26 protein-coding genes and 1 pseudogene are annotated in these 26,546 nt (G+C 44.2%); 1 reads left to right on the top strand and 26 read right to left on the bottom strand.

Features of this window, described 5'->3' with window-relative positions:
- Nucleotides 1-110: 110 nt before the first annotated feature.
- On the bottom strand, nt 111-815 hold the full coding sequence (locus tag MKY23_RS11925; RefSeq protein WP_339838228.1) for a class I SAM-dependent methyltransferase: 705 nt from the start codon (nt 813-815) through the stop codon (nt 111-113).
- A gap of 156 nt (nt 816-971) precedes the next feature.
- On the opposite strand from MKY23_RS11925, the gene MKY23_RS11920 reads away from it, so the two are divergent.
- The gene (locus tag MKY23_RS11920; RefSeq protein ID WP_154886278.1) at nt 972-1,421 is read left to right on the top strand and encodes a DUF1569 domain-containing protein; all 450 of its coding nucleotides are present in this window, start codon (nt 972-974) and stop codon (nt 1,419-1,421) included.
- A gap of 130 nt (nt 1,422-1,551) precedes the next feature.
- Here the strand turns inward: MKY23_RS11920 and MKY23_RS11915 are convergent, their stop codons facing one another.
- The 25 genes and pseudogenes from MKY23_RS11915 to MKY23_RS11795 all read right to left on the bottom strand — a co-directional run bounded on the left by MKY23_RS11915 (nt 1,552) and on the right by MKY23_RS11795 (nt 26,410).
- Nucleotides 1,552-3,120 carry a glycoside hydrolase gene (locus MKY23_RS11915; RefSeq protein WP_339838223.1) on the bottom strand — a complete coding sequence of 523 codons (1,569 nt, stop codon included), beginning with the start codon at nt 3,118-3,120 and terminating at the stop codon, nt 1,552-1,554.
- A gap of 173 nt (nt 3,121-3,293) precedes the next feature.
- Entirely contained in the window at nt 3,294-4,307 is a 1,014-nt protein-coding gene (locus MKY23_RS11910; protein ID WP_090920923.1) for a carbohydrate ABC transporter permease, read from the bottom strand.
- Nucleotides 4,308-4,327: 20 nt separating this feature from the next.
- Nucleotides 4,328-5,227, bottom strand: coding sequence for a sugar ABC transporter permease (locus MKY23_RS11905; protein WP_090920925.1), 900 nt, complete (start codon nt 5,225-5,227; stop codon nt 4,328-4,330).
- The gene (locus MKY23_RS11900; protein ID WP_339838218.1) at nt 5,224-7,896 is read right to left on the bottom strand and encodes a DUF5696 domain-containing protein; all 2,673 of its coding nucleotides are present in this window, start codon (nt 7,894-7,896) and stop codon (nt 5,224-5,226) included. Before MKY23_RS11900 ends, MKY23_RS11905 begins: the two co-directional genes overlap by 4 nt.
- A gap of 22 nt (nt 7,897-7,918) precedes the next feature.
- A complete protein-coding gene (locus tag MKY23_RS11895) occupies nt 7,919-8,542 on the bottom strand; it encodes a Yip1 family protein (protein WP_090920930.1) in 624 nt (207 codons plus the stop codon).
- Nucleotides 8,529-9,968: a gluconolactonase gene (locus tag MKY23_RS11890; protein ID WP_221791035.1), complete on the bottom strand. Its 1,440-nt coding sequence runs from the start codon at nt 9,966-9,968 to the stop codon at nt 8,529-8,531. The genes MKY23_RS11895 and MKY23_RS11890 overlap by 14 nt, the downstream gene beginning before the upstream one ends.
- Nucleotides 9,969-9,985: 17 nt before the next feature.
- The gene (locus tag MKY23_RS11885; RefSeq protein WP_261769158.1) at nt 9,986-10,831 is read right to left on the bottom strand and encodes a carbohydrate ABC transporter permease; all 846 of its coding nucleotides are present in this window, start codon (nt 10,829-10,831) and stop codon (nt 9,986-9,988) included.
- Between the two features lie 21 nt (nt 10,832-10,852).
- Nucleotides 10,853-11,758 (bottom strand): sugar ABC transporter permease, encoded by a 906-nt coding sequence (locus tag MKY23_RS11880; protein ID WP_240037208.1) that lies wholly within the window; start codon nt 11,756-11,758, stop codon nt 10,853-10,855.
- A gap of 72 nt (nt 11,759-11,830) precedes the next feature.
- Nucleotides 11,831-14,743 (bottom strand): extracellular solute-binding protein, encoded by a 2,913-nt coding sequence (locus MKY23_RS11875; RefSeq protein ID WP_339838209.1) that lies wholly within the window; start codon nt 14,741-14,743, stop codon nt 11,831-11,833.
- Between the two features lie 108 nt (nt 14,744-14,851).
- Entirely contained in the window at nt 14,852-16,261 is a 1,410-nt protein-coding gene (locus tag MKY23_RS11870; RefSeq protein WP_339838206.1) for an extracellular solute-binding protein, read from the bottom strand.
- Nucleotides 16,262-16,292: 31 nt separating this feature from the next.
- Nucleotides 16,293-17,684 carry an extracellular solute-binding protein gene (locus MKY23_RS11865; RefSeq protein ID WP_090920937.1) on the bottom strand — a complete coding sequence of 464 codons (1,392 nt, stop codon included), beginning with the start codon at nt 17,682-17,684 and terminating at the stop codon, nt 16,293-16,295.
- Nucleotides 17,685-18,066: 382 nt separating this feature from the next.
- Nucleotides 18,067-18,657, bottom strand: a complete 591-nt coding sequence (locus MKY23_RS11860) for an HAD-IA family hydrolase (protein ID WP_339838203.1) — start codon at nt 18,655-18,657, stop codon at nt 18,067-18,069.
- A 105-nt stretch (nt 18,658-18,762) separates the two neighbouring features.
- Entirely contained in the window at nt 18,763-19,698 is a 936-nt protein-coding gene (locus tag MKY23_RS11855) for an acetamidase/formamidase family protein (RefSeq protein ID WP_339838200.1), read from the bottom strand.
- Entirely contained in the window at nt 19,695-20,183 is a 489-nt protein-coding gene (locus MKY23_RS11850) for a DinB family protein (protein ID WP_339838197.1), read from the bottom strand. The genes MKY23_RS11855 and MKY23_RS11850 overlap by 4 nt, the downstream gene beginning before the upstream one ends.
- Nucleotides 20,184-20,375: 192 nt before the next feature.
- Nucleotides 20,376-20,909, bottom strand: a complete 534-nt coding sequence (locus MKY23_RS11845; protein WP_339838194.1) for a hypothetical protein — start codon at nt 20,907-20,909, stop codon at nt 20,376-20,378.
- A 55-nt stretch (nt 20,910-20,964) separates the two neighbouring features.
- Nucleotides 20,965-21,441: a hypothetical protein gene (locus MKY23_RS11840; RefSeq protein ID WP_339838191.1), complete on the bottom strand. Its 477-nt coding sequence runs from the start codon at nt 21,439-21,441 to the stop codon at nt 20,965-20,967.
- A 233-nt stretch (nt 21,442-21,674) separates the two neighbouring features.
- On the bottom strand, nt 21,675-22,193 hold the full coding sequence (locus MKY23_RS11835; protein ID WP_339838188.1) for an AAA family ATPase: 519 nt from the start codon (nt 22,191-22,193) through the stop codon (nt 21,675-21,677).
- A gap of 110 nt (nt 22,194-22,303) precedes the next feature.
- Nucleotides 22,304-22,903, bottom strand: a complete 600-nt coding sequence (locus tag MKY23_RS11830) for a methyltransferase domain-containing protein (RefSeq protein WP_339838185.1) — start codon at nt 22,901-22,903, stop codon at nt 22,304-22,306.
- A gap of 56 nt (nt 22,904-22,959) precedes the next feature.
- Nucleotides 22,960-23,259 carry a hypothetical protein gene (locus tag MKY23_RS11825; protein ID WP_154886289.1) on the bottom strand — a complete coding sequence of 100 codons (300 nt, stop codon included), beginning with the start codon at nt 23,257-23,259 and terminating at the stop codon, nt 22,960-22,962.
- Nucleotides 23,256-23,801, bottom strand: coding sequence for an AAA family ATPase (locus MKY23_RS11820; protein ID WP_154983829.1), 546 nt, complete (start codon nt 23,799-23,801; stop codon nt 23,256-23,258). Before MKY23_RS11820 ends, MKY23_RS11825 begins: the two co-directional genes overlap by 4 nt.
- Nucleotides 23,802-23,812: 11 nt before the next feature.
- Nucleotides 23,813-24,259 (bottom strand): GNAT family N-acetyltransferase, encoded by a 447-nt coding sequence (locus tag MKY23_RS11815; RefSeq protein WP_339838180.1) that lies wholly within the window; start codon nt 24,257-24,259, stop codon nt 23,813-23,815.
- Nucleotides 24,260-24,283: 24 nt separating this feature from the next.
- On the bottom strand, nt 24,284-24,784 hold the full coding sequence (locus MKY23_RS11810; RefSeq protein WP_339839384.1) for a helicase: 501 nt from the start codon (nt 24,782-24,784) through the stop codon (nt 24,284-24,286).
- Nucleotides 24,785-24,847: 63 nt separating this feature from the next.
- A pseudogene (locus MKY23_RS11805) lies at nt 24,848-25,354 on the bottom strand (YfiT family bacillithiol transferase); the annotation flags it as partial.
- Between the two features lie 146 nt (nt 25,355-25,500).
- A complete protein-coding gene (locus MKY23_RS11800; protein WP_154958883.1) occupies nt 25,501-25,788 on the bottom strand; it encodes a hypothetical protein in 288 nt (95 codons plus the stop codon).
- Nucleotides 25,789-25,804: 16 nt separating this feature from the next.
- Complete coding sequence (locus MKY23_RS11795; RefSeq protein WP_336122426.1) at nt 25,805-26,410, bottom strand: oxidoreductase; 606 nt, start codon at nt 26,408-26,410, stop codon at nt 25,805-25,807.
- Nucleotides 26,411-26,546 lie beyond the last annotated feature (136 nt).

Here is a 26,546-nt window from a genome sequence, read left to right as displayed (position 1 = left end):
TTTTCCTCCTCTTGATTAAAATGATAGAACCTGTATTTTTACACTTTTTTTCTACCTAAAAAAAGAGCGACCTTGTGATGTTTGTCTATCGTTCCGCCTGCATGATCTAATTAACGTTTGATTCTCTCCAAAAGCGTACTCCGAACATCCTCAGAAAGCTGCTGATGCTTGGAATTTGTATTTAAAAGTGCAACATATTCATCGCTCGAACAGGACTGTATCCAGTTATATTCCTTGACCTTAATGTCTGTGAACAAGCCCGAACGCTCCGTTATTTCTTTGCGCTCCTGAATGACTTCATCAGGCGAAGGATATTGAGAATCATCCAAATGAGGGGCTAGCGCAATGTAATGCGCACGGATTTCTCGATGCAGCTGGTCGTAGCCAGAAACATGAACGGTCCAAAAAAAACCTATGCATCCCTCATCCTCAAGCACTTCCCAGGCCCTGCGGTAGCCGATCTCTGGATCAATAAAATGAAAGGCTGTCCCTGACACCATCAACTTGAAAAGCTTTCCTTCTTCATTCCATTCCTCAAACGAAGTGTTGATCACTTGAATCGATGGATACGATCTGAATTTATCTGCGGTAAACTGTGCCAAATTGCTACCTAATTCAATACACGTAATGTCGGTGTAGTCCTTACTCACCAAACCACCAGTGGCCTGCCCTGTTCCGCAACCAACTTCAAGAATGGAATCTTGCTTATCAAGCTTCGCATATGTAAAAATATCATCAAACATTTCGCTCGGATAGACAGGTCTGTAACGCTCATATTCACTCACTACGAGATTAAATGTTTCCTTGTTTTCCATGGTATCCGCCTCCATTTTGCTAACATTATTTTCCTCGTTTTCATTGACTAAACTTACCATATTTTATTATTGTTGAACATATCAGAATAAACCTCTCAATAATGGAATGATCCTGTTTCTAGTTCACCAGTTACTATAATGGATCGGGGTGCTTCAATGAAAAGTATCTTTGAAACAAAGCATGCTTCTGAAATTACAGATCGTATTGATCGACTCCGTGAAGATTCCACACCTCTGTGGGGAACCATGCAGGTTTCTCAAATGTTAGCTCACTGTGTGGCTTTTCATGATATTCCCTTGGGTAATACGTTCCCGCCGAGAGGGTTGCTCGGAAGACTTGTTGGACGGTTTGCCAAACCGATGTTTTACAATGAAAAGCCCTTACCACAAAATATGTCGACCATTCCAACGATCGTTATTGATGATGATCGAGTGTTTAGGACGGAGAAAGAAAAGCTGAAACAGCAGATTACCACTTTTCAAGTAAACGGCTCAGATCACTGCTCCCATCATCCTCATCCTTTCTTCGGAAAACTAACGCCTGAGCAATGGGGAAAAGGCATCTATAAACATCTGGACCATCATCTCAAACAATTTGGAGTTTAAATTCGGATTCTTATCCAGCCTGAACAAGTTCGCATGATCCGGAAAAAGCCCATGACAAAATTATGGCTTAATCACACATCTCTGCATGGTTCAAGCTTCATGATGTCATGGGCAATATGAAGTGAAGCTCTTACTCTTTACTTTCCACTTTCTGAACACAGCCAGTGACGGTCACAACCGATTTTCCTGGAATGTTCACGATAAAAGATTGCTCCTCTTCCGCTGCGGTAACTCTCTCCTGACAAATCAGATCCAGTTCCGCATTGGTTACGTAAGACTGCATTGTTGCAATTCGTTCATTTAATCCCAGCTCATGGAGGTCTAATTGCACGCTTTTGTCCTGTTCACCATGATTCACAAAAACAGCAGTCACGGTCTGCTCTCCTACATGGACATAGGCAGAACCTAACAAACCGCTGTCGGCTTCCTCACCAAGCCCGGTCAAGTCGATTCGCTTCGCACCAGGCCGAATAAATCGGCTATAGTTACCGAACACCCACAGCATTTTAGATGTCAGAATATTTTGCTCATCGCCATTTTCATTATAATCCGTATAGATTAATCCATCTTTGTAATCTACTTTGGAAACCGCTGTCCACCATTGCCAAGCTGCCGCATTCGCTTCCACCAGATCAAAATGAATTGTTCTTGCCACATGAAGCGCAGGCTCAATCCCTAGATCACGTCCAGGACCATAATCCCCCAGAATGCAATATTCCGTCACCCAGTACTTGCTCTCTTCATCATAATGCTTCATGTTCGTGTGCAGCAATTGCCTCAATCTGACTAACCGATCATCCCCCGGATTACTGTAGTCAGACCAGTATGAATGAGAAGCCATTTTATTGCCTATCGCTTCTTTCACCTCAGGATCACCGATCATATCCTTTATGTATTCCCGATACTTCCCTGTTCCCAGCTTGTTAGCGCCGCTGGAATACGTTCCACTTCCCGCAAACTGACGATAGTATTCGTCGTCCAAGAGCGCCGTAATTTCCACACCGTCCGGTGCACTGATCCGTGTCTGTAAATCGGTCTGCTGTAACTGGCGATATAATTCCAGAATCACTTGCTTCAGATCATCATTATTATAACGATTTCCCTCCTGCCAAGACTGATTCCAGTCCCAAGTCGGCTCGTTGATCGGGCTAATATAGTCAAAAGCAAGTCCTTTTCCCTTGAAATACGATAAAACATCAATTAGATACGACGCGAACTTTCCATTATACTCCGGTTTCAGATTCGTCGAACCCACTTCAAGATCAGGCTGGGCATGCCCATTTTTGGTCATCCATACCGGCGGACTATTTACAAAAGCGATAAGTGTCTCAACTCCCCGATCACGCGCAGCTTGAAGGAACCACTGTTGGCCCGACTGTTTACTCCAGTCATACTCGTGCTCCTCTGATATTTTGAAAGCTTCGGCTCTTCTCCAAGGGTCGGGAATTCGATCCTGATCGGTTTCTGTTGAACCTGCGCCTATGTTAAAACGCCATGCGGACAACCCGATGCCTCGCTCCCTGGAAAATAACAGATCGGCGATTTGCGCCTTGTTTTCCTCGCTCCAATGCTTCCCTAGCGGTTCCATCGACCACGCATCCGACGCGCCAAAATTGTCTATACTCTGATGACATATATTTCCATAAATTGTGACTTGTGCATCCAGCCTATCGTTTGCTTTTGGGGTATCTCTTTGCATCCCTCATCCTCCTCTTCCTGGTCTATCTTTGCAGATCTTTGCACTCCAAACCGTTCATTGGCTATGGGTTAGAGACTGCCAGCTATGTAGGCAGCCTCTTATATTTTTTCGAATTCAGTGTCTTCTCAGGTTATAAAGGAATACCCCCCCTTTATTCCCTGCTCCGATTCCTGTTATCCTACAAGACCGGAACGTTCCACACTCTCCACAAAATGACGCTGAACGAACAGGTAAATGATAATCAGCGGCAGAATCGCCATCAACACGCTCGTATTCATCATCATGGACATGAAAAACGGGTCTTGTGTATAAGATGCCGCAGCTTGGCCTCCGCCCGTTAGATATGTCGCAATGGTAAAGCCCGAGGATGACATCATCGACGACATGACTTTAGGTTCATTCAAATACATATTGGTGAAGAAGGAGTCATTCCATTGCCATACGAACGAGAACAACATGACCGTAACCATTGAAGGTATCGCGTTAGGCAAAATAATACGTCCAAACGTTTTGAAATATCCTGCACCATCCACGTAGGCAGCCTCTTCAATCTCACGCGGAATACCTCTGAAGAACTGGCGGAAAATGTAGACGTACAGACCTGTTTTCACACCCATACCGAGTGCTGCGGAGATCAGAAACGGCCAGTATGTGTTGATCAGATTAGCAGGACTGCCACGAAACAGCTCGATTAAGCCCATCACATCAAAGTTCTTAAAATTCAGATAGAGCGGAATCATGATCGTTTGTGTAGGCACCAGAATGGTAAAAATTACGGCAGCAAACAACAAACCACTGCCTCTGAACTTGATTCTTGCAAACCCATAGCCGGCTAGCACACAGGTTATCGTCTGTAGAAGCATGACCGCAGAGGATAACCATAAGGTGTTCATTAACACGCCGGGATAGTTCATTGCCGTGAAGACCAGCTTAAAGTTTTCGAGCGTAAACGTACGCGGAATCCAGATCACCGTTGGGTCATACAGATCGGACATGCTTTTAAAGGATATTGATATTTTCAATAAAATCGGATATAGAATCACAAATGAAATGCCAAAGATCAAGACAAACCGAACCAGAATCCATGCCCACTTCTTGATCGCTTCAAACCAGTAGGCCGTGGAACCCAGGCGATGCAGCCATTCCTTTTTCGCTGGCGGTTGCCCTGCTGCGGTTTCTGTCTTCATGTCAGGCCTCCTTCAGAATACTAGTTTTGATAAAAGACCTTGCGGGATACCAAGGCGGTCGTTACCCACAGGATCAGTGCAATCACGGCAAAATACATCCAGGACATCGCCGCACTGAGCCCGAAGTTAAAGCTTTTGAAGGCCGTATCCACCACAAGCCGACTCGTCTGATCACTGATGAAGCTATCCACGATGGTATACACCAGATTCGTCAGAATCAACGGGCTTAGCATCGGGAACGTAATTTTCCAAAAGGCTTCATAGCCTGTAGATCCTTCGATTTTGGCTGCTTCATAGAGCGATGGAGAAATCGACTGCAAACCGGCCAGGAAAATCAGAATCTGGACGCCTGACTGACTGACAATTTCGTATATCCGGCTAACCGCACCTGTCAGATATTCGACCAAAATCGGACTCATGCCGGATTCAAGCAACATAATGGTCAGATCCAGATTTTTCATCACGGACAGTCCACCGCCCGTCATATCGTTAGCACTACGTACAACGGATTGCATCAAATCCCCGTTTTCGATACTTGCAATAATACCCGAAGCCAGAATAACCGGAAGGAAAAAGATGGCTCTCGCCAAAACCCTTCCATGAAACTTCTGATTCAGAATCACCGCAAAAAACAGGCTGAAAATAATAATTAACGGTGTATTCACGACGATATTGATCACTGATTCCGTCAGCATCCTCACATAGGATTCATGAGAGAATAAAGCCTCACGGAAATTCGCCAAACCGATAAATTCCAGCGTAAACCCTTCATTGGACACCTGCAGATTGCTCAGACTGTATCGGAACGATGAGATCAGCGGCACCATGAAAAGTAACAGGAAACCGATGAACCAAGGCAGGATGAAATACAAACCGTAATATCTGTTTTTTTGCTCTAGGGATAATTTCTTAAGTTTCATTCCGGCATGTCACCTCCTACCCAGTAGCTCTTCGCTGCCACACGTGTGCCATTCCACTCCACAGCAGCATCGTTGTAATTCACAATGACCGTTTTACCTTGTTCGTAAGTCGTTTGATAAACACCCTTACTCAGCTTCTCATGTTTAACAATCGTTTGATTCTGTACATCTTGCAACACATTCCTAAGTTCCTTGTATCGCTCTGCTGATTCCTCGATCCAGCGTCGATAATCGGCCGAATATAACGCGTCAAAACTCGTCAGTTTGATCGCAGATGGATCTGCGTAGAACCACGTGTAATATGGTGCCGATCCGGTTTCGATCGCTCGGAGCATCTGTACATGAGAATCCTGATCATCCGCCATATTCCAAGCCTGCCCTGTGTATTGCACGAAGCCGTGATAGACCAGTTGGAAAAAGGGAACCGCTTCATCGGTGATGTTAAACCCGCTGTTGCTCACAGGTGCATCTACGATATGTCTGGCATAGGGGCTTGCATAACTATTGCCGCCCTCTACGAGAAGCGATGCATCCGAGCTGCGCACCTGCTCAAGCTGATTCATCACAACCTCTTTGGCTTGTTCGCGATTGATCACGTTAGCGCGGTTGAAGTCGGAATTCAGCTGGTCGCCTAAATCTCGAAGCGATAGACCTGTCAGTCCTGTTTTCTTATAATCTTGCATAAATCCGCTCACAATGCCCGGCACCGCTTCCGGACTCAGGACATAGCCCGGAGAGGCTTCATTATCCTGTGTAAAGGAGGCGATATAGTACGGGAACAACTGCGCAAGTTTACCCGTAATTTGGCGAGAAGCATACGATTTTTTGAATCCCTTCGCTTCTGGGAACGCCTCCAGGAAGGATACGTCCGGATATAATCCAAAACCATTCTCTTGTGTATAGGCCTGTAGGCTTTGCAAACCTTTAGCGCCACCAAGCTTTTTATCAACATCGATGGACTTCGGCATATCATGATGCATACCTCCGTTAAACCACCCCGAGTACCGAAGCTGGATATCCTCCACACCAAGGCTTTGCATTTCTTTTAAAATATCCTGTGCCTCTTCAAACGTGGTAAGCGACTCGTAAGCATTATACGGGATGCCGAGGAAAAACTTTTTCTTCGGGATACCGCCGATCAATTCCACGTAAAAAGGGAGTTCCGTATCATCACCTAAACGGGTGAGATTCTTTTGCTCCGTCAGATAATCCCGATAAGTCGAGGCCATACCGGAATAGCTCGCATCATCTGCGCCCAAAAATTCATAGATAACGGACATTTCATTATGAAAAGGCTGTGCCTGAAACCGTTTGACTGTGCTGGAACGCCAGCCGTTCGTCAGGGTAACCTCTTCCATACTGCTCAGTGAAAAACTAGAATGCACCGTATTGTACTGGTTCAATCTGCCGCTGACATCCGCTTCAACAGACGCAACCGCATCACCTTTATCAATGACAGCAAGGTATCCTTTGTCTCCGTAACTCATACCAAACACCGGCATTCTCGCCTTCTGTTCCTTCTGGATCTGGGAGAGCTGATTTACAGCATGATCACTTCCATACAGAGCCGTACTATATGGGGATACTGACGTTTTTTTATTATTAAAATAAATCAGAGATCCTGATCCGTCTGGCACCAGACTGTATCCTTTATCTTTTGGACCGCTTGCTCCAAAAAACGGCAGCAGGGACAAGGATTGAATTTTCATCGTATCTGGATACTGGATTCCATTTTCCGGAATGGAAACACGCAGATGTCCTTGCTCCAGCCGATACTGGACAGGCACAATGACACTTGCGCTCCCGCTTTCCTCTTCACCGTAGGCCGCTTTGTCTATGGCAATCTGTGCCTCATCATAGCCGACAGACTCGAAAATTCGGGTTACTTTGGACAAACCTACGCCTTTCAGAGATGAATCCCGTCTTTCGTATCGTTTGTTCTGCTCATCATACTTAAAGCGCTTCTCAATCTCTTTCTGGTCTTTTTCTTCCAGTTTCCCGAGAATCAACGTGTTAAAACGTTCTTCGCTAATATATTTAGGGATAGCTTCAATATCACTTTTGACTTCACCCAGCGTGTATACAACGTTGAAGCCGTCCTCTACTTTTTCAACTTCAAACTGACCACTCTCTACACTGTGCGTAAAATTATCGTATTTGAGCGCATTGCCCGTATTATCGTAATACGTCAATTCAAATTGCACATTCAGCTGGGACTTGTTATAACCGGTCGCAATGGTATCCTGTTCACGATCCTGCGGGTTAGAAAACCACATCGCACCATTCTTCTGATCCTTGACCGCAATCTCTGTCGTTTCCGGCTTTAGATACAGGATCAGGCCATCCTTTTCCGCAACAGCTTCCATCCCCTCAGGAACAGTTACGGCTTCGTTCTTCTGTTGATTCGCAGATGCCGTCTGCGGTTCAGAGCTGGTCGCATCGGATTGCTTTTCCCCCTCACGTTCAGGATCCGTCGTTGTAGACTCTTGTTTTGTTAAAGTTTCCTGTGTTTTAGAAGACTCAGTAGCCGAACTCTGATCCGCCTCTTGTAAATCGCCAGATGTGGTTACCACACGTTCAGATACGGATTCCGCATAGTTGATATTTTGAGCCATAAACAAGCTTGCAATAAGGATGACCGCTGCAAACGTAGTACGCTTTTTTCTCATATCAGGCACCTCCCTTCTTCTCCTATTCGCGCAGTGTAATCTCTTGAAAGAGGGTATAACCGAAACTGATGATCTGCTGGATCAGGCTGAAGAAAAGCAGGCCCAGGAAGATCACAACACCCATGACAACTAGCGTAAGCAGCATGGTGGTAATCGTTTTCATGACCGAGTATTGATGTACTGTCTTGGTTCCGATAAACAGCAGCCACACAAACCAGATGACACCGAACGAATCCAGCAAGTAATAAAAAGAAGATTCGCGCAGCGTAATCACATTACTCAGCAAAATATTAGGAATGTTGACCAGAATAAGCGGAAGCATCGCATATCCTGTTGCAATCAAGATGTCTTTGAACTTACCTTCCCCGTCCATCAGCGTAGTCAAGGACCAATTGGAAATACACCAGAGTAGAAAAGGGAGAACGATATATTTGAACTCGTTAATACTATTAAGCGAGAGCGGATAGTTATCATTGACAACATACCCGGCAAACTGTCGCTTCAAGATCATCGTTATCGTGACAGCCAGAAGCACTAGCAATGCAACGCGCAATCTGCCTTTATTTTCATATTTCAAATCCCAGTATCCGTCAAAAGGACGTACCGCGACATGCAGAGAGTATTTGAGTTCCTTAATTAGCGACATCTCTGACCCCCCTCTCATTCCTTGTTCTGGCGATCCGGCGCCAGACGATGACGCTGATTAGCAAGGCAATTGCTACAGTCATGTACATTCCGAAATATTCACGCATGTATTCTCTCCGATATTTCGCCAAAGCTTTGGAATAGTATTCGCGGTCATTCCCTAACTTCAGATAGGTCATTGCGTCCTTGTACTTCCCTTCTCGCAGCATCGATTTTCCGATACCGATATAGGCCATCTCATAGTTCGCGTCAAGGCGCAACACCTCTTGCCATAACTTCGCGGCTTCCGTATGTTTGCCAGAGCTGTACAACCGATTGGCCTCATTAACCAGGCTTCCAAACGTTGTTGCCTTGAACTCCGTAATTCGCCCGAGATCCCGATCCAGTACGTAGATAGCGTCCCCATAGCTTTCGATGGCGACCGGATTTTTGAATGTACCGATCTGGTTGCCAAGCTGACCTATGACATAGAGCAGATTACCATCCTCGTTATACGTGAACACCCGACCTCTTGTTGAATCCAGCGCACGATAGACACCGTTACTGGACACCTGGATATCCACGAAGGAAGAACGATTAAAGGTCAAGTCTCCGACCGGTGAAAATTCACCGTTAACCCGAAGTACGTCAATACCGGAGGGATTCAATCTTTTGACCGCAGAAAGCGAGTTTTTGTCCGCTGTTGTGGTGTAGATAAAACCGCCATCATCGATGTCCGCGTTGTTGAACTCCAGTGGGATAAAACGAATCATTTTCTCCCGTTGTTCCTTGGTGGATACGGTTTTCCAGAACAGGTCGACCGGATCAAACTGCACTCGATTGGTACCCATAAATCCGGTGAAACGTCCGTCACTATCAAACTCGATCAGTCCTTCAAAGACCCCGCGACCAACCACGTAGATCCGTCCAGCTTTGTCCACGATAACCTTGCGAGGAAAGTATTCAAACGTATCACTAAGCACATCCGACTCTGGTGCACCGATGGCCCGCACAAAAGTACCATCTTGATTCAACTCTACGATTCGTCTGTTTTCGGTATCCGCAACGTAGATTTGACCTGCTTCCGTCACAAAAAGTCCCTCAGGATTGTTAAAGCTGTCCTTTTTACCGTCATGGTTAAACTCTTGAATGACCCGAACCGTTTCCCATTTCTCGTTCAAGACAACGATCCGTCCATTGCCTGAATCCAGAATATAGAGCAAGCCATCTTTCGCAGCATATAAATCCAGCGGAGACTGCCATGCTCCTGTTCCGGCCTCATCCCCTGTGATTACTCTGGAGGGAAGAAACGCAATCGGTGATTTCACTGCATCTCCCCAATAGTTGTAGGTATATCCCTCATACGGTGCCGCATGAGCCTGGTTATGTCCGAATCCGGCAATCAGCAGGGAAGCTGCCAGAACGATTAGCCATGATTTCACTCTCATCTGTAACACCCTCTCCCTTAATCCTTCATGCCGGATGAAGCCATCGTTTGAATGACATTGCTCTGCGACAATACAAACGTCACGATCGGCACCGTCATCATGATGACCGCTACTGCAGCGCCTACCCCTGCACGAGCAATTCCCCCTTGAACAATCTGTCCCATGGCGTAATGCATCGTTTTGAGCTGCTCACTGTAGATAAAACTGCCGCCATCCGTTCCCCACAGCATCTGCATCATCAGGATTAGCAGGGTTAACCAAGCCGGTTTAACGAGCGGCATAACGACCTGTATGAAAATCCGGTATTCGCTCGCACCATCCATTTTCGCCGCCTCCAGCAATGCATCCGGGATCTGCTCCATAAACTGCTTCATCAGATACAAACCCAGCGGATAAGCAAAGGCAGGGATAATAATCGCTTGATACGAGTCGAGCCACCCAAGGGTCGACATAATCATGTAATTCGGAATTGCCGTGACATGTGGCGAGAACATAAGCGACAATACGATGACTGTAAACAGCACCTTGTGTCCGCGAAATTTATGTTTCGCTAGTGGGTATGCAGCCGCCGAGGCCAGAATGATATGACCAAACGTACCCGCCGCAGTAATGAACACGGTATTAAAAATGTATCTCGAAAAAGGAACCCATGAATTTTTCATCACCTGAAACAAATCCGAGAAATTCTCGAACGTCGGATTGCGAACAAACAGGGTTGGCGGGAAAATGAACAGCTCATCCAGCGGTTTAAACGCATTATTAATGACATAGATGAGCGGAACCGCCATAAATGCGCCAAATCCGCCAAGTAGCAGGAACAGCAGGATGTCGACCTGCCAGGATCGGTTGATTTTTCGTTTCATACGCAGGGCTATCTTCATCTGCTATTCCCCCACTCTCTTCAGAAGCTTTTGTACAAGCAGGTTGGAACCCAGCATCAGACCGAACAACACCGTTGCAATGGCAGACGCATAACCCATTTCGAAGCGGATCGTTCCGTAATCCATCAAGTGAGTGACGATCGTATGCGCACCGTACTGCACACTTGGGAACCCTGCTAGCGCCGTAGCAACTTCGGCAACCGCCAAGGACGCAGTAATCTGAATGACCGCACCAAACATCAACTGAGGCCGCATCGAAGGCAGCGTAATGTACCATAACTCCTGCCAGCGATTTTGTACCCCATCGATTGCTCCTGCTTCATACAGCGTACGATCCACGGTCTGCAAACCGGCGATGAACGCCAGGAAACTGGTTCCCAAGCTGAGCCACAGCTGCACTAGCATGATGATCGCCAGCATATATTTCGGATCTTGAAGCCACAGGATCGGTTCGTAAAGAATGCCTGTTTTCATCAAGAAACCGTTCATAATGCCGTATGAATCCCCGGAGAATATAATTTGCCAAATAAAAAACACATTGCCTGAAATTGAAGGTGCAAAAAAGATCAGGGTCATAAAGGCTCTCACCTTGGGATTCAGCTCATTAATCAGCCACGCGAATACAAAACAAGCGATGTAACTGATTGGGCCGGTGACCACCGAGAAAATAATTGTATTTTTGAGACCAATCAAGAACACATCATCATTCCAGAGCAGCTTGGAATAGTTCTCCCAGCCGACCCATTGCGGAAACTCCAGCATATTGAAGTTAGTAAAGCTGAAGAAAATGGAGATGATGACGGGAAACACGGTAAATAGTAAAAATAACAACATATAAGGAGATAGTAGGACATACAGATGTTTATCCCGCTTCATATCTCTGACAAAGAGTTCCCATTTTCCCGGCATGCCGGCAGGCGTGCGCTTGGGCCGAGAACCGGTTTTGTTCACCATTTCTGTCTTTTGCAAAAGATTCCCTCCCTAGCGCATTCCGTCCAATTTAAACTCTTTTCGTTTCTGCTGAATTTCGTAGTTAATTTCCTGCACATAATCATAGATGGCATCCGTGGAATTGGTACCGTTATTCACGACCTCACGCAATGCATTGTCCAGATGGCGACCTGTAAAGTAACCTCCAGGCACTTCAGGCACGCCCTGCACCCACTCCCATTGTTCTTCCAAACTGCGATAATCGCGGATTGGCCAAGGCAATTCCTGTAATGCTTCAATGTTGGCTGTCGGATAGCGCGCCGCAGCTCCCATCAGACCTTCCATTTCCCGTCCGAATCGAACTTGTGCATCCTTACTAACCCACCATTTCATGAATTCCCATGCCGCATCCTTATGTTTGGATTGTTTCAGCATGACCGTCGCCGTGCCACCACTAGCCACATCCCGTTTGATGCTTCCGTCCTTCTGCTTGATTCCTGGAACCGGGATGAACTCCCATAATCCTTTGATCTCTGGCGCAGATACAGACAAATAGTTGTAGAAGGTGTAATCCATAATGCCCACTGGCATTTCACCTGTTCTAAAGCGCATCGGGAAATCAAAGGTGAGCGGAAGTTTATAACTGGTATAAAAATTCGTCCATTCTTTGAACGCTTCCAGTCCCGTTTCCGTATCCATACCACTTTTCGCACCCTGGTCTAGATAGAATGAACCACCCATTTGGTAGAGCAGCATTGCATACGCCCGGTTCACTTCGAGTACCGGTACACCTGTGGTTTGAGCAAGCGGCAGTGCCATTTCCATGTTATGCTTCTGCAGCACCGGAATCATGGCATACACATCTTCCCACGTCTGCGGCGGCTCAAGGTCAAGCTGTTCCAGAATATCTTTCCGGTAAAATAACATATTGAATATTTGCTGTTCCGGTAGGGCAAATACTTGATCCTCAAATTGATAAGGAACCATGGCACTGTCCCTGAACTGTTTGATCAATTCGTGGTACCCCGGATACGTAGACAGATCCTCTGCCGCATGCCGCATCCCGAAGTTAACCGGCACATCATTGCCTACTTGCATCGCCACATCCGGTCCTTCTCCTGCAAGCGAGGCGCGGAGCAACACGTCGGCATTGACCAGCTTGAGATTGACACTAATGCCTGTCAGCGGTGTAAACGTGTCATCAATCATCGCTTTTAATACCTGCGCCTGGTCGCGGCCTGTACCAATCCAGACGGTAACGGATTTATCTTCATCCGCTGTGCTACCGATGGTGTCGTAATCTTCGAAGAAAGAATGGAAGAAAGACGAAACCTCATGCCCTGCTTTGCGGAAGGCCGAATCATTTGCGTTTGGCAACTTCTCATCAGGAGAAGCTAAGAGCAGATAGTCAATTTCCAGCGGTTGCTCCCGAACTTCCAGAAGCCAAGAACCGACACTCCCGACGTTGATTTTGAATTGAGACAACCGTTTCTGAACCGTTTCCGGTTTGTCGGCCAGATCAGCCAGTTGATAAGCGGTTTTATTCAAAATCGCGGTTTTATCACTCTTTTCACCTGTTAGACGAATTAATTCTTCAGAAACCGCATTCAAGATATCACTTTGCTTATGAAATACTTCCACCATATCTGGAATCTGCTTCTCTAATTGATAATCGCGATACGGGTCTGGCACATTGCCTGTGATCATCAGAATTTTCCGGTACATTGCATTGATCTCAAGCACGCTGGCTTCAACCTGACGGATCAAAGGCGCAATGGCACCTAGACTGACCTCAAGCCGCAAATCATGTTTTCCTTTGGTTAAATAAAATAAATACGGCTCTTCCTCGCTCCCAAGCACATGCATCTGCCAATCCGAATCATAGAAGAATGGAATCTGCATCATTTCTTTGAATGGCGTTTGGTTATCAATCTGTAGCGAGCGTGTGGAATAAATGCCTCTCAGCAACTCCTGTCTGCCTTTGATCGCAATTTTATATAAGCCATCCTCCGGCACATCCATTTCCCATGCAATCCATTGCCCCGGCACACGCCAGTTGTTCCCACCAATGGTGTTCATTCTGATTTTGGAAACATCATACGGTTCCGTTGATGTGCTAGATCGATCTGTAATCGGATACAATGTCGGTGACGATTTGTATGCGGCCTGTTCCCCTTGAACTTTGATCAAGTGCCCGCTTGTTTCCGCGTATCCCTTCGATTCGTACTGCTGCTCGAGCTCCGCATAGGAAGGCGGTTCTTCGTAATGATGTAGCTTGATCGAATCAATAACCATAGGTTCCCGCGTTGATACAAGCTTTATGGAGTGTTTCCCTGCTGAAAAATAAAATTGGTACGGCTCTTCATAATAGCCTTCTTTATCTCTCAGGATGGACTCCTGCCACATCGGTGCTTCAATCTGACGCGGACGCAGGTCATTGCCTCTATTGTCTTGCTCAATTTCGGATTTTTCATTGACCCAAACCCGATGAAAGCTCATGTTGCGTGCACTGTTGAAAGGGATCTCTCCATCAATCCATAACTCGCGTTCGATGGCAGAACTCTTTCCTTGAATCGGGTAATAACGCAACGTCATGCGATACATCCCGGATTCCGGAACATCCACGTCCCATTGCACGGAACCACTTTCCTCTGTTCGTATGAACTTGCCCGTTTCGCCGCCGAGCTCTGTGATCATCTCTGGTTTCATTCCTTCAGCAGCTGTATAATCTGCTCCCTGAATGACAATTTCTTTGGAAGGCCGCTTCTCGTTCTGGTGTTGCTGCAGATAATAATCATAGCTTCCCTCCGCAGCAGACTCCGATATCGGCATCACACGGCTCGGATCTGATGTTCGATTTCCGGATTTGGAATTACCGCTCGCACCGGAATTAAATATCGCGTACACCACGACGAGCATGACCATGACGACGACAATCGTCACTCGGGATAATGTGAATTTCACCCAATGCCCCTCCTTTAACTGACTCTCGTAAACGTAATCAGATGGACGGCCTGCAAATTTGTTTCCCGGCTAACCGAGAACAGATATGAGGCCGTCAACTTATATCCATTATTTTTTCTTGTCTTGCTCTCCGCTTAGTACTTTTTTCGCCGCAGCCTGAGCAGGTGCAATGACTTGTGCAATACCTGTGGAAGGTGTAATTTCACCTTTCACAAATTTCTCGGTTACGCTGTCCAATTGCTCTTTGATGCCCAGACCGCCGAAGCGTCCGCCAAACAAACGTTGTACCTTGCCATCATCATTCATCGCATTCGCGATTGAAGTTTCATCCGGTAAAATATTTTCAAGAGACAGTCTGCGGTTATCCTGCCAGTTATCAAAGTCTTGCAGATCTTCCCAGATCTTCACGATCACATCTGCATCCTTAACACCTTTCGGAATAACATAAGCTGCCGTCTGACCGAATGGTTCATAGTAAGAGTTCGCTTTAGGACCCTTAGGCATATAAACATATCCCCACTCATCCTTCAGCTTATCTACAATCCGGCCTTCAACCTCCCAGAGTCCACCAGGATACATTGCAATCGTGCCTTCTCCGAAATATTTGGCTGGATCTTCCCAGTCGTTGCCTCCGTTGGCTTTGATCACTTTATGCTCGGTGTACAGGCTATGCAGGAAGTTAAGCGCTTCCATCGCTTCGGGAGAATTAAACGTCACTTTGCCTGTCTGCTCATCGTACAGTTTGCCACCGTTGCTCGCGATCAGCATCTCCGAAAGTACGTAATGCGCTCCAGCCAGACCGTATTGATCCATCTTACCGTCACCATTGCGGTCAACGGTTAGCTTTTTGGCTGCATCCAGCATCGTATTCCAGTTCCAGTTATCCTCATCCATTAACTGCTGTGGGTCTTTCAAGCCCGCTTCCTTGAAAATTCGTTTGTTATAGAACAGACCGCTGTCATTTGGTGAATACCAGCTTTCGAGACCATACACCTTGTCACCGCCAAAGCGCATCGAGTCCACAACATCCTTCTCGACCCGAGTGTCTTTGAGATAATCATCCAGCGGGGTCAGGAATCCACCATGCATAAGTCCCCAGATGAAACCATCAGGAATGCGGACAATTTCCGCAAAAGGCTCGTTCGCGAGCACGGAGGAAGACAGTTTTTCAGATGTAGACCAGTATTCTGTATTTAAATACTTGATTTTCACGTTATATTTTTCTTCTACCATTTTGATCCGCTCACGCGCCAGTTCATCTGACTCTGAATCTCCTTTGGGAGTGGCATCCCACCAGTGAGATATGCGAATGACCCGTCCGTTCAAATCAGGAGCTGGCACAGCCTCTTCCTTCTCTTCTTCCTTGGCAGGTGTGGTGTTAGTCTCCGTCTCAGCTGGTTTAGTCGCAACAGGCTCGGCTGGTTTATCATTAGAACCACTACATGCAGACAAAAGCATAATCAAAGCGGCAAACAAAACGATGAACATGATTTGGTTAGAAATCAATTTTTTCAACATGGGTTGCCTCCCTTAAGTAAATGATTTTACTTCACTTGCTTTTTTCGCCCTTCAGTACTTTCTGAATTCCTGCCTGTGCAGGTCCGATGACCTGAGCAACACCTGTAGATGGAGTCACTTCACCTTTCACAAACTTTTCGGTTACACTGCCGAGAGCTTCCTTAACACCTAATCCTCCAGCACGAGCACCGTATACACGTTCAACCTGTCCGTTGTCATTCATGGCATTAGCGATCGAAGCTTCGTCAGGCAAAATGTTTTCTAACCACAGACGGTGATTATCCTGCCAGTTGTCAAAGTCCTGAAGCTCTTCCCAAATTTTCACGATGATATCGGCATCCTTAACGCCTTTGGGAATAACGAAACTTTCTGTACTGTTGACTGTATCCAGATACGTTTTTGCTTTTGGACCTTTAGGCATGTAAACATAACCCCAGTCGTCCTTTAACTTATCCAGAATACGGCCTTCGACTTCCCATAATCCGCCAGGGTACATCGCAATATTGCCTTCTGAGAAAAATTTGGATGGGTCTTCCCAATCATTACCGGCATTGGCCTTCACAACTTTGTGGTCGTTGTACAGACTATACAAAAAGTTAAGCGCTTCCAAGGATTCAGGTGAATCAAACGCTGCCTTTTGCGTTGCCTCGTCATACATCTTGCCGCCGTTGCTTCCAATCAGCATCTCGTGAAGTACGTAGTACGCACCCGACAGACCATACTGATCCATCTTGCCGTCACCGTTTTTATCTACGGTTAGCTTCTTGGCAGCATCCAGCATCGTATCCCAGTTCCAGTTATCCTCTTCCATCAATTGCTGCGGATCTTTCAAACCAGCTTCCTTAAATATTCGTTTATTGTAAAACATTCCGCTGTCATTCGGGGTATACCAACCCGTCAGTCCATATACTTTATCACTGCCAAATCGCATCGAATCGATGACATCCGGCTTGATCTGCGTATCCTTCAGATATTCGTCCAGTGGTGTAAGGAATCCGCCCTGCATAAGACCCCAAATATTACCGTCAGGCACACGCACAATCTCTGCAAATGGTTCATTCGCCATCACGGATGAAGAAATTTTCTCGGATGTTGCTCCGTAATCTGTATTCAAGTAAGAAATTTTAACGTTGTATTTCTCTTCTACATTTTTGATTCGTTCACGAGCGCGCTCATCTGCCTCCGAATCTCCTTTGGGAGATGCATCCCACCAGTTCGATATGCGAACAGCTCTGCCGTTCAAATCCACCTTAGGCTCCTGTTTTTCCTGTACAGGTTCGACTGCCGCTTCTTTGTTTTTATCCGCCGGTGGCTGGGTCGCTGTATCAGATGGTGTACTTCCACCACTGCAACCAGCAATAATGGTTACCAGTAAGGTGAAAATCACCAACAGGCTGAACCTCTTCTTTCTCACAAACTTCATCTTTCACACGCTCCCCCTCAAAGTTAGATAAAGATGAATCAAGCTTGCATCATACTTGGATGACTTCCTCGAGTGACTTAATTCATCACAAGGCTGTCACGGATGGGAACTTGAAAACCTGCCAACCCCCTTCAACAGAAAGCGCTTACGAAATTGTTAGGAGTTAATGAAACGGATTTCATGAAACCCATTTCATTATAGTATCATAAAAAGCCTTGGGTCAATACATATTCTGTTATTATTTAGAATATTTTGATCCCTCCTAATTCATTCCGTACAATTTAAGGAAAACATAACACTTAAAGGGGATAAATCTTCAAAACCCTCTAACATCAGACTAAATGACAACGTAGAGGGCTTCAGTAATATATGAAATACGAATTTAAATTTGAAAATTTATGAATGATTCTACTTCTTGAGTCCATTTCCCCTCTTCATCCGCCAACAATGTCTTCCATCCGAGGTGTTTAGCCGAATGCAAATTTTTCTCTTGGTCATCAATAAACAGTACGTCTACTCCACCTGCCAGATGCGTTTCAACCAGTTGATATATTTCAATCTCCGGTTTGCATAAACCTACTTGATTCGAGATCGTTACACTTTTTGCATAATGGCTTAAGCTATCCAGATTCGGTTGTATCCATTCGCTGCAATGATTGCTAAGTAGATGAATATCGGCGGACTTACTCCAGCGCTCAAGGTACCCAGCAGCAGGTAACGGAACGATTGAATCAAATAGGATGTCTCTTGCTCGGCCGATCGGTAATTCAGGAAACATTTCGCCTAAGGAAATCCAAAACTCTTCTTCCTTCATTTTCCCAGTCCAAAGCTGTTTCTTAATGCTCCCAAAATGCATTTTTAATTGATCTGCTGACAGGTGCGTTTCCTGAATCATTTCTTTCCAGCACATTAACGACATATTACTTAACAACACACCTGCAATATCTAAAACAAGCTGTGGCTTGTCTCTCATCACATCAACCTCCGGTTCATTGATAATACTGAATTAAAGATGTGTCCACTCCGTGATTATGTAAATCATCTATTCAATTTGTATAAGCAGCATAACCGTTTCAAATCACTTAAAAGCATCGTGGGGCAGAAAGGCATGCACGCCTTTCACACCATTCACAATTTGCGTGATACGCAGATCAATCACCGAACTTCCCAGCGCAATCGCTTCTACCCGGTCCAGGCCATATAACTCGCCCATCAGGCCTAACATGCCATCCAACGCTTGAACCGTTGCTTCATTCAAGTCCTCATCAAAACCAAAGGTAATCCATCCAGAAGGCGTATGCGCACGTGGATTGGTCAGCTTTATATCATCTATGACATTCACTGTAATATCTACAAGCTCCATGGCACATTCAATCGCCTGACAGCTGACTTCCCCATCGCCTTGCCGTGCATGACCATCACCAATCGCCAGATAACCCCCATCTACAGGAACAGGCAGATATAACTTACTTCCCTGTACTAGTTCCTTGCAGTCGATGTTGCCTCCACAATATCGCGGCGGCCATGTCGTATGAATCCCTCCTGATTCTGGCGGCATGCCGACGACACCCATGAATGGATTTAAGGATACGCTGTATGACTTGCCCCGTACCTCACAAGAGCCACTCATCGCTTGTCGATCAAGTGTCCAATTTAGAGACAGTTCTTCGACCTCTGTTAGATGCAATTTCTGATTCTGCCAGTTGGGATATCCACCTGCGGAAGTAAACCCGTAACTGCCTGGTATAATCTCATTGAAAATGATCTCGATTGTCTTTCCCTGCTTCGCCTCTTCAATATAGATTGGGCCGATTAAGGCGTGCCCTCCATCTTTTTCACCTTGTCGTGGAAAAGGTTTGATTCGTTTCGCATAACTTACTCCCGTGCCCCAACCTGCGTCCAGCGTTTGAAAACGTATGGAATCACCTGACTTGATCTTTAGAATCGGCGTTACCTCATCCGTAAATGAACCAATCAGATTTTCCTGAGCCAATGTAATCGTATGAATACTCACAACAATCCCTCCCCGGCCAGATATTGTTTTAACGGCTCCATATGATGCTGGTCATGCCATATAAAATCTTTAAGGTATTGGGGAATGTAAAATACATTATCTTTGTTCTCTGGATCCACATATCGTTGATAAAGCTGTTCCTCCGATAACCCTCGAATATCATTCATAATTTTGTGACGGTAAGTGATAGCCTTGTCGACAATTTCGGACGGCTCTGTGCGGTTCCCGTACTCCACAGCTTTGCGATTAAACTCATCAAAATCCAGAAGCTTCAACGTAATCTGCTGATTCAGGGCAATCTTCTCAATCGCTTCCTTGTAAAAATATCGATCCCATAACATCATATGGCTTACGATGGATTTGATCGTCCACTTTCCTTTTTCTAGACTGGAATTCCAGGTCTTTTCTTCGAGACGACTCAACGTTTTGACAAATAGCGTCCATTCTTCAAAAGCTAAAAGCAGTTGTTCCGTTTCTTTATTCACACCAAACTTCCCCCTTCTCTTTGTAGAAGATGATTCACCCTCTCAATCTCTATATCTGTATGATTTCTTTGGTTACGATTCTCTTGCATGATTGAAGCGGTGCCGATTCTGCTTCGCTCTTGGTATAAAGATATGAATATCAGATTCTTCATTGAAATGATATAGCATTTGATACACCTCTGTTCGATGAAGTTAAGTCTCAAGCAGTGTGTTCAATCCTTTTCTAATCCCATACGTTAAAATGTCGTTCGCTAACAAGCTCTTAATCAGATCCTGATTCACATACTCATTGCTTGTTTGCAAATAATCTAAAATCAAATCCGCTTTCTCATGTCTACCCATCATCTGATAAGCGACGTACCACACTTCAGGACTTGAAACATGCATTCCGTGCCATTTTACATTTCGAATAGGCGATATAGGTAACTCCAGTCGTCTTCCATCTACATCAAAAGCAAATCCGCCAATGACGTCCACGTTTAACGACTCAACCTCCATTCTATATTCACTTGAAAAAGGTTTGTCGCCGCTCTCCTTCTCGATCCACTCATATCCAGCAATCGCTTCTATAAATTTGAGTTTTGGACAATCGACCATCAGATCCCAATCGTTCACGGAATCAACCAAGCCAAGAAAACACAACATCGCACTTCCACCCAGTGAATATGCAATATGATTCGCTTCTATACGTTTGACTAACGGTAAAATCTCTTGAGGATTCATCATTATGTGTCCCACTCCTAACGCTCATTTTATATCAATCATTCGTATCTAAATTACATTAATATAAAATCTCAATCTGGTTGTATACGTTCAGCGGCTCCTGATCAATCAACACATCCGGGTCTTTCTGCTCGGTAAGTAACATATTCAATATATTTAACTCGTAGTACCATTCTCCGGTATCCTGATAGATATGCCTTCCGTTGTACACCACTCTTCCATATTCGTTTGAAGTCAATCCAAATGCCCGCTCTGTCAAAGGCTGATATCGCTTGTCATATCGGATTGGTTTCCCACACTCTGGGAAGTAGGTGAAGGTTACATCATATTCGGAAGTTTCAGATTCGGGCTCCTTACTATCAATCAAAACACAACCCAATTTGAAATTCTTTGCAGTAGGTTTCAGAATGACACTTCTATCTTGAATCTTCTCAAAACCGTTCTTGTTCTGCAAAATGAGCATTCGGTGGTAAGGCAGACCATAGGACGTGTCGTAACTGAACAGCGTATCCGATAAACGGAAGGCTTTCTCCATATCATTTCGTGCAGTGGAAAAAGGGGCCCCTCTCACTTCCTTCTCCCAGCGCAAAGTTATGAATTGAAGAAGTATTCTTTCTTGATTTGAGTGCTCTTTATGTTTCCCAAACTGCATATCTGTTTGCTCCTTCTTCCTGCTATTGTGCTGAAATAGTCAAGAAGCTGGACCATCTTGCTTTAGACGTCCCAGCTTCATTTTTATTCTCCTCGTTTCATGCCACAGAAGAAACCTTATTCACTTTTGAATAACGTGTTGGTAATCATCTCGGCGCATTCTTCAGGTGTATGCTGACTCGTATCAACCGAGTACGTATACTGAATGTCGGACGCCATCATACGATGTTGCTCTTCAGACTGGTCTTCTCTGCGGTCTCCCCGTTCAAGGTTACGCTGACGACAGATATCGAGAGGGCAATGTAGCTCCACAATCTCTAGTGGATATCCTTCAAATATCTTTTTCACTTGTTCATAATGCGGTGCAAGCTCCGGTCTCTCCACCAAAATCCCATCGATCAGCACATGCTTGCCATGGTCTGAGAATACCTTTGCTGTGTGATACATCATGATGATGGCTTCGCTTAGGTATTTCCAGTAATCGGTCTGTAGATGTTTATCTCCGATTGTATTCTCAAATAAATCGTTCGCCACAACATAAAAGAACGGATCGTCATATGACTGCATCGCCTCGACTATAGACGTTTTCCCCGAACTCGTTACACCATTCAAAAAAATAATTTTGCCTCTATCCATTATGATATCTCCCTTTGCTAAAATAAGAATTTATAAATATTTTACAGCATGAACCAATACGCATTCCAAAGGGCATCCACTATCAATGCCTAACATCATGAGAGTTCGATTCATAAAACCCCCGCCTTTTTGATCTTCATGCAATAAAAACTGACATTTGAAAATCGATTATATTCTTCGATATGTATTAGCTCAAACTTCAATTGATTTAAGAGTTCGAATAGATTTTCTTTTTTGTGGTATCTATTAAAATCCATATACATGAATTGAGCATCCGGTTTTAACACCTCTGATATTTTCTGCAAACCTTTGCGGTATTTGCCGGTCTCTTGAAGAGCAGAGCCAATCATGGTGACCAGATCATAAGTTTGAGGCAATTCGCATGCTAAGAAGTCCTCACATATAACAGTAGAAGCATTGGGATGGCCCTCCTTTTTTTGTCGGTATTTGAATATTTCACATATATCCTTGTTAATATCAATACTTGTTAAACAACCCGCACCGTTCAACAAGTAACCGATATAATCGTCCCATTCTCCTACTCCAATGCCAACGTTAAGCGTATTCATGCCACTGAACACGTCAAAGTATTTTGCTAGAAAGTCTCTGGTTTCCAATTCCAAATACAAACTCGCAGGCGAGAGATTCCACTGATAGGCTTCCTTCTCCCTCATATGTAAATAAAAATCCAAGAGATTTTGATCATCCATACCGATCACCCACCTGAAAATTAATATAATTAACTTCAGCGTACAATTACCCGATATTATTTATATTTATCCTCAAACTCTTTGTTTCTCTTTTTCATTTCGGTGATCGAATGTTGAAAGAAAGCGATGTGACGAATGAAGTACATTGCTCCCACCAAGATGCAGATGCCTCCCACCAAGTAGTTCAAGTCCAAATTCATCTCATAGTTAATCGGGCTGTAACTTCCTGCTCCTGCGGACTGAAACGCGGCATATCCCAATTTTGGTATGACCTGTTCAATCGTTTTGGTAAGTGTCACTATACTGATTCCAACAATAATGAGAATGAACGAAAAAATTTTGGGTAGTGCCTTCAACTCGAGTGACCTCCTTTCCAGATAAACCTCAGATTGTTTCGTAACTCCTCAACAATTTCAGATACTTGTTCTCGCCTGTACAGCTGCGTATAGAGTTTATATTGTTCTTTTAATTCTGAGCATGTTTCAAATTCCTCTAGTAAATCCAAACTGCGCTCACCCATCTGTGCTTCTGAGGGTCTCAATTGATCCCTGGCGATCAAGGTACTTCGATCTACCAACAAGACAACATAGACGATCCTGAATTGAAAATCCGTTAACTGCTGCACAAGCCATTCTATTTCTGAAGGGAAAGTAACGTAGTCAATGACAATATCATAATTCTGTTCTAACAGATTCCGGGTTAAGCTCAATATATTTTTCCATGTCAGATCAAACGTGTCTTTGCATAACCATGGTTTACCTCGTCCATTCACTGGAATATGACTGATAGCGTCTCCCGAAATATACGCACTTTTGCTCAATGTCTTAACAAGCTGTTGCGATGTTGTCGATTTTCCTACCCCAGCGGGTCCTGAAATTACGTAAATTGTTGGGATCATGTTGTCCTCACCTACTTATACATTTGGATATACCACATATGGAAACCCAATTCTTCATAAAATGACGCCGTATCTTTCCATTTTCGATTGGACGATCCAACCAGAGTCCTCTCAATCTGGTGCTCACTTGCCTTCTCGATTAAACACCTAACAAGTTCTTTGCCGACCCCTTTACTCCTATGTTCAGGATGGATATACACTTCATGAATTTCCAAATAACCATCAGCTTGAGGAATGACCGGCTCTGCGTTTCCACACCTAATCTCTCCGAAGGCATAACCGATAACCACACCCTGTAACTCCACAATATAAAAGTAATCATTCAGCTTCTTTTCTAATTTTTCTGGGGTCCAGGCCACATTCTCATAGCCTACTGTAATGTATTCTTTCTGCCAAAGTATAGAGAGTTCAATAATGTGGGTAAGATCTTTCGTTTGCCCCTTTCGGTAATGGTACATATGCAAGTCTCCTATCAAACACAGTCAAGTTCTGCAAAAGATAAAACGGTCATGAGGGTTCCACACATGCAGATCATCCGCAATGTAACCTCTTAACCACAACTGTTCTTCTATATTTCTGAGATAAAAGCCTTTTGGAAAATAATCATCCTCAGTAAGAGGTTTAGAAGCTATTGTAATAGAACCTGATGGTGCTTGGTTTCCTTTTTCAGTGCTTGATGTACATGTCTCAGGTTGATCCAAATACTGAGTTCTAAGAAAGGGACCCAAATCAATAGGACATAACTGCAAACCAAGAGTATCCGCCATTTGAAAGAGTTGTAAGGCCGTAGCTCCATCCAAAAATCCTAGATTTCTAACTGATAACTCGACCGTCTCTAGCCGCCTCTTGGTGGGAGAAATGACAAATTTCTCATCATCAAACAGTTTATTTCCGTATTCATTCATTCGAATTGAACACTGCTGTAATTTATCTTTAAGCTGCGGTTTGCTTACTCCCCCAACTTCAATGACTCTTATTTTCATGGGACAATAAGGGTAAATTTCTTCTTGGTTAAACACTCCTATTTTTGTGACACTTTTTAAAGATTTAATCTGAGCAATATGATGCTGTCCATGCCAGACCAATCGTTGAATGGCAACATCCAGCGAAATGGTACCTAATACCTCTGTTCGAAGCTTCCGCTTGAATTGCTCAGGTTGTAAACCACGTAGTAGTGTGAGAAATCGTTTGTGCAGTATTTCAAGCAACATGATTGAATCTTCCATTGGCAAATCTTTATACTCCTGTAACGCTGCCCATAAATCCTCGCGATACGAGCTTGCTAGTGGTTCCTCTTCAGTTAATGCTCTTTTGAACCTTATGTACGCGTTCATATCATTGTCTGCAAGATGGTGTACAATCTGGATGATCGTCCAGCCGCCTGTAAGATAAGGAGTACGAAGTTGCTCATCATTAAGATCTTGTGTGATCTCCCTCAAGGTCTTTGCAATCTCGGGAATTTGATCCAATATGTGTTTTCGATTCTCATCAGTAAATTCAAATCGGGGCTCAAAGTGTCCAATCGGAAAACGTATCTTTTCATCTAAGTCCATATTTAACACCGCTCCAATCATTTACTTCAGGATCAAATCATATCCAATATAACCCACAATGTTCCATTTGCGAAGTGGAAAAATAAAAAAAGAAGCAGCCATGATCCTAACGGCTAGCTTCAATGACTCCATCTTATATAGTAAAATCAGGCATAGTACCCTCCTTCTTTTAGATACGAAGCCGTAACTTTATAATGTTTATAGATCTTACTGAATGCCCGGTTTGCTTTATGTTGATGTTCTCCATCACTTAAACACGGCTTGGTTACCTTAACAACTTCTCTCATATCTGTATCCATGCTCATTTCGCCTGTGAGCAGGCGTTCTATATTTAATTCAAACCGGCCTTCAAGATTCTCAGAGCAGTCTCCGTAAGCATACGTTGCAGTACCGTCATTGACACAAATTAATTTAAAATCAATACAAAATGCCATTCATTCGCTCCTCAGTTTACAAATTATATTTCATTTTCATTCTCTCATATAATTTGAAATCAGGATGTTGGTTTAGAAGCTCTGTAACTAACTCTTTCCATTTATCCTCAATCCACTTAGGGCTCTGATCTTTCAGAACCTCCTCGTTGAATTGACTATCTATATACTCCAGATCCTTTTTGAGAATACCTATATCATTAGCCAATTGATTCCTGGAATCTGGATCAAGTGAGAGCCGATTTGAAGCGATGTCACCCATTAATTCTACTTTTGCATATACATAAAAATCTCTGAAGGTATTATAAATAAGGTAACTTGATGCTTGTCCATCTTCCTGAAAATCCGTATTTAGAAAGGTAAAGGCTTCTTCGCCTACTTTTAATGAAACTAATAATTCTGCTAATGATTGAATAACCTGTTCCTTTGGAGATTCATCCTTCAACGTTTTTATGATAACATCCAGATTGTTAATGGATTCTTTTATTCCAATTTGAAAACCGTGATTTAATTTTAGATTGTAATCTCTCTCTTGAAATTCCTTATATCCTTTCAATTGAAAGTTATAAAACAAACTTATAATCAGACCAACCGTTAATACAATGATTCCAATATTTTTCTTCATTTTCTCTCCTTATACTCATGTAAAATTGAATTCGAGCTAAAAATGTCACATTTTTTATACTAATTTTCTCCCTCCTAATCCCAACTGTAATTAATATAACCCAACTTGTTCCATTTTTGAATCCATAAATAATAAA

Source organism: Paenibacillus sp. FSL R7-0272 (assembly GCF_037969905.1).
Classification (GTDB): Bacteria; Bacillota; Bacilli; order Paenibacillales; family Paenibacillaceae; genus Paenibacillus; species Paenibacillus polysaccharolyticus.
Note: the sequence above shows the minus strand (reverse complement) of the source record. Positions and strands in the feature narration are given on the sequence as shown.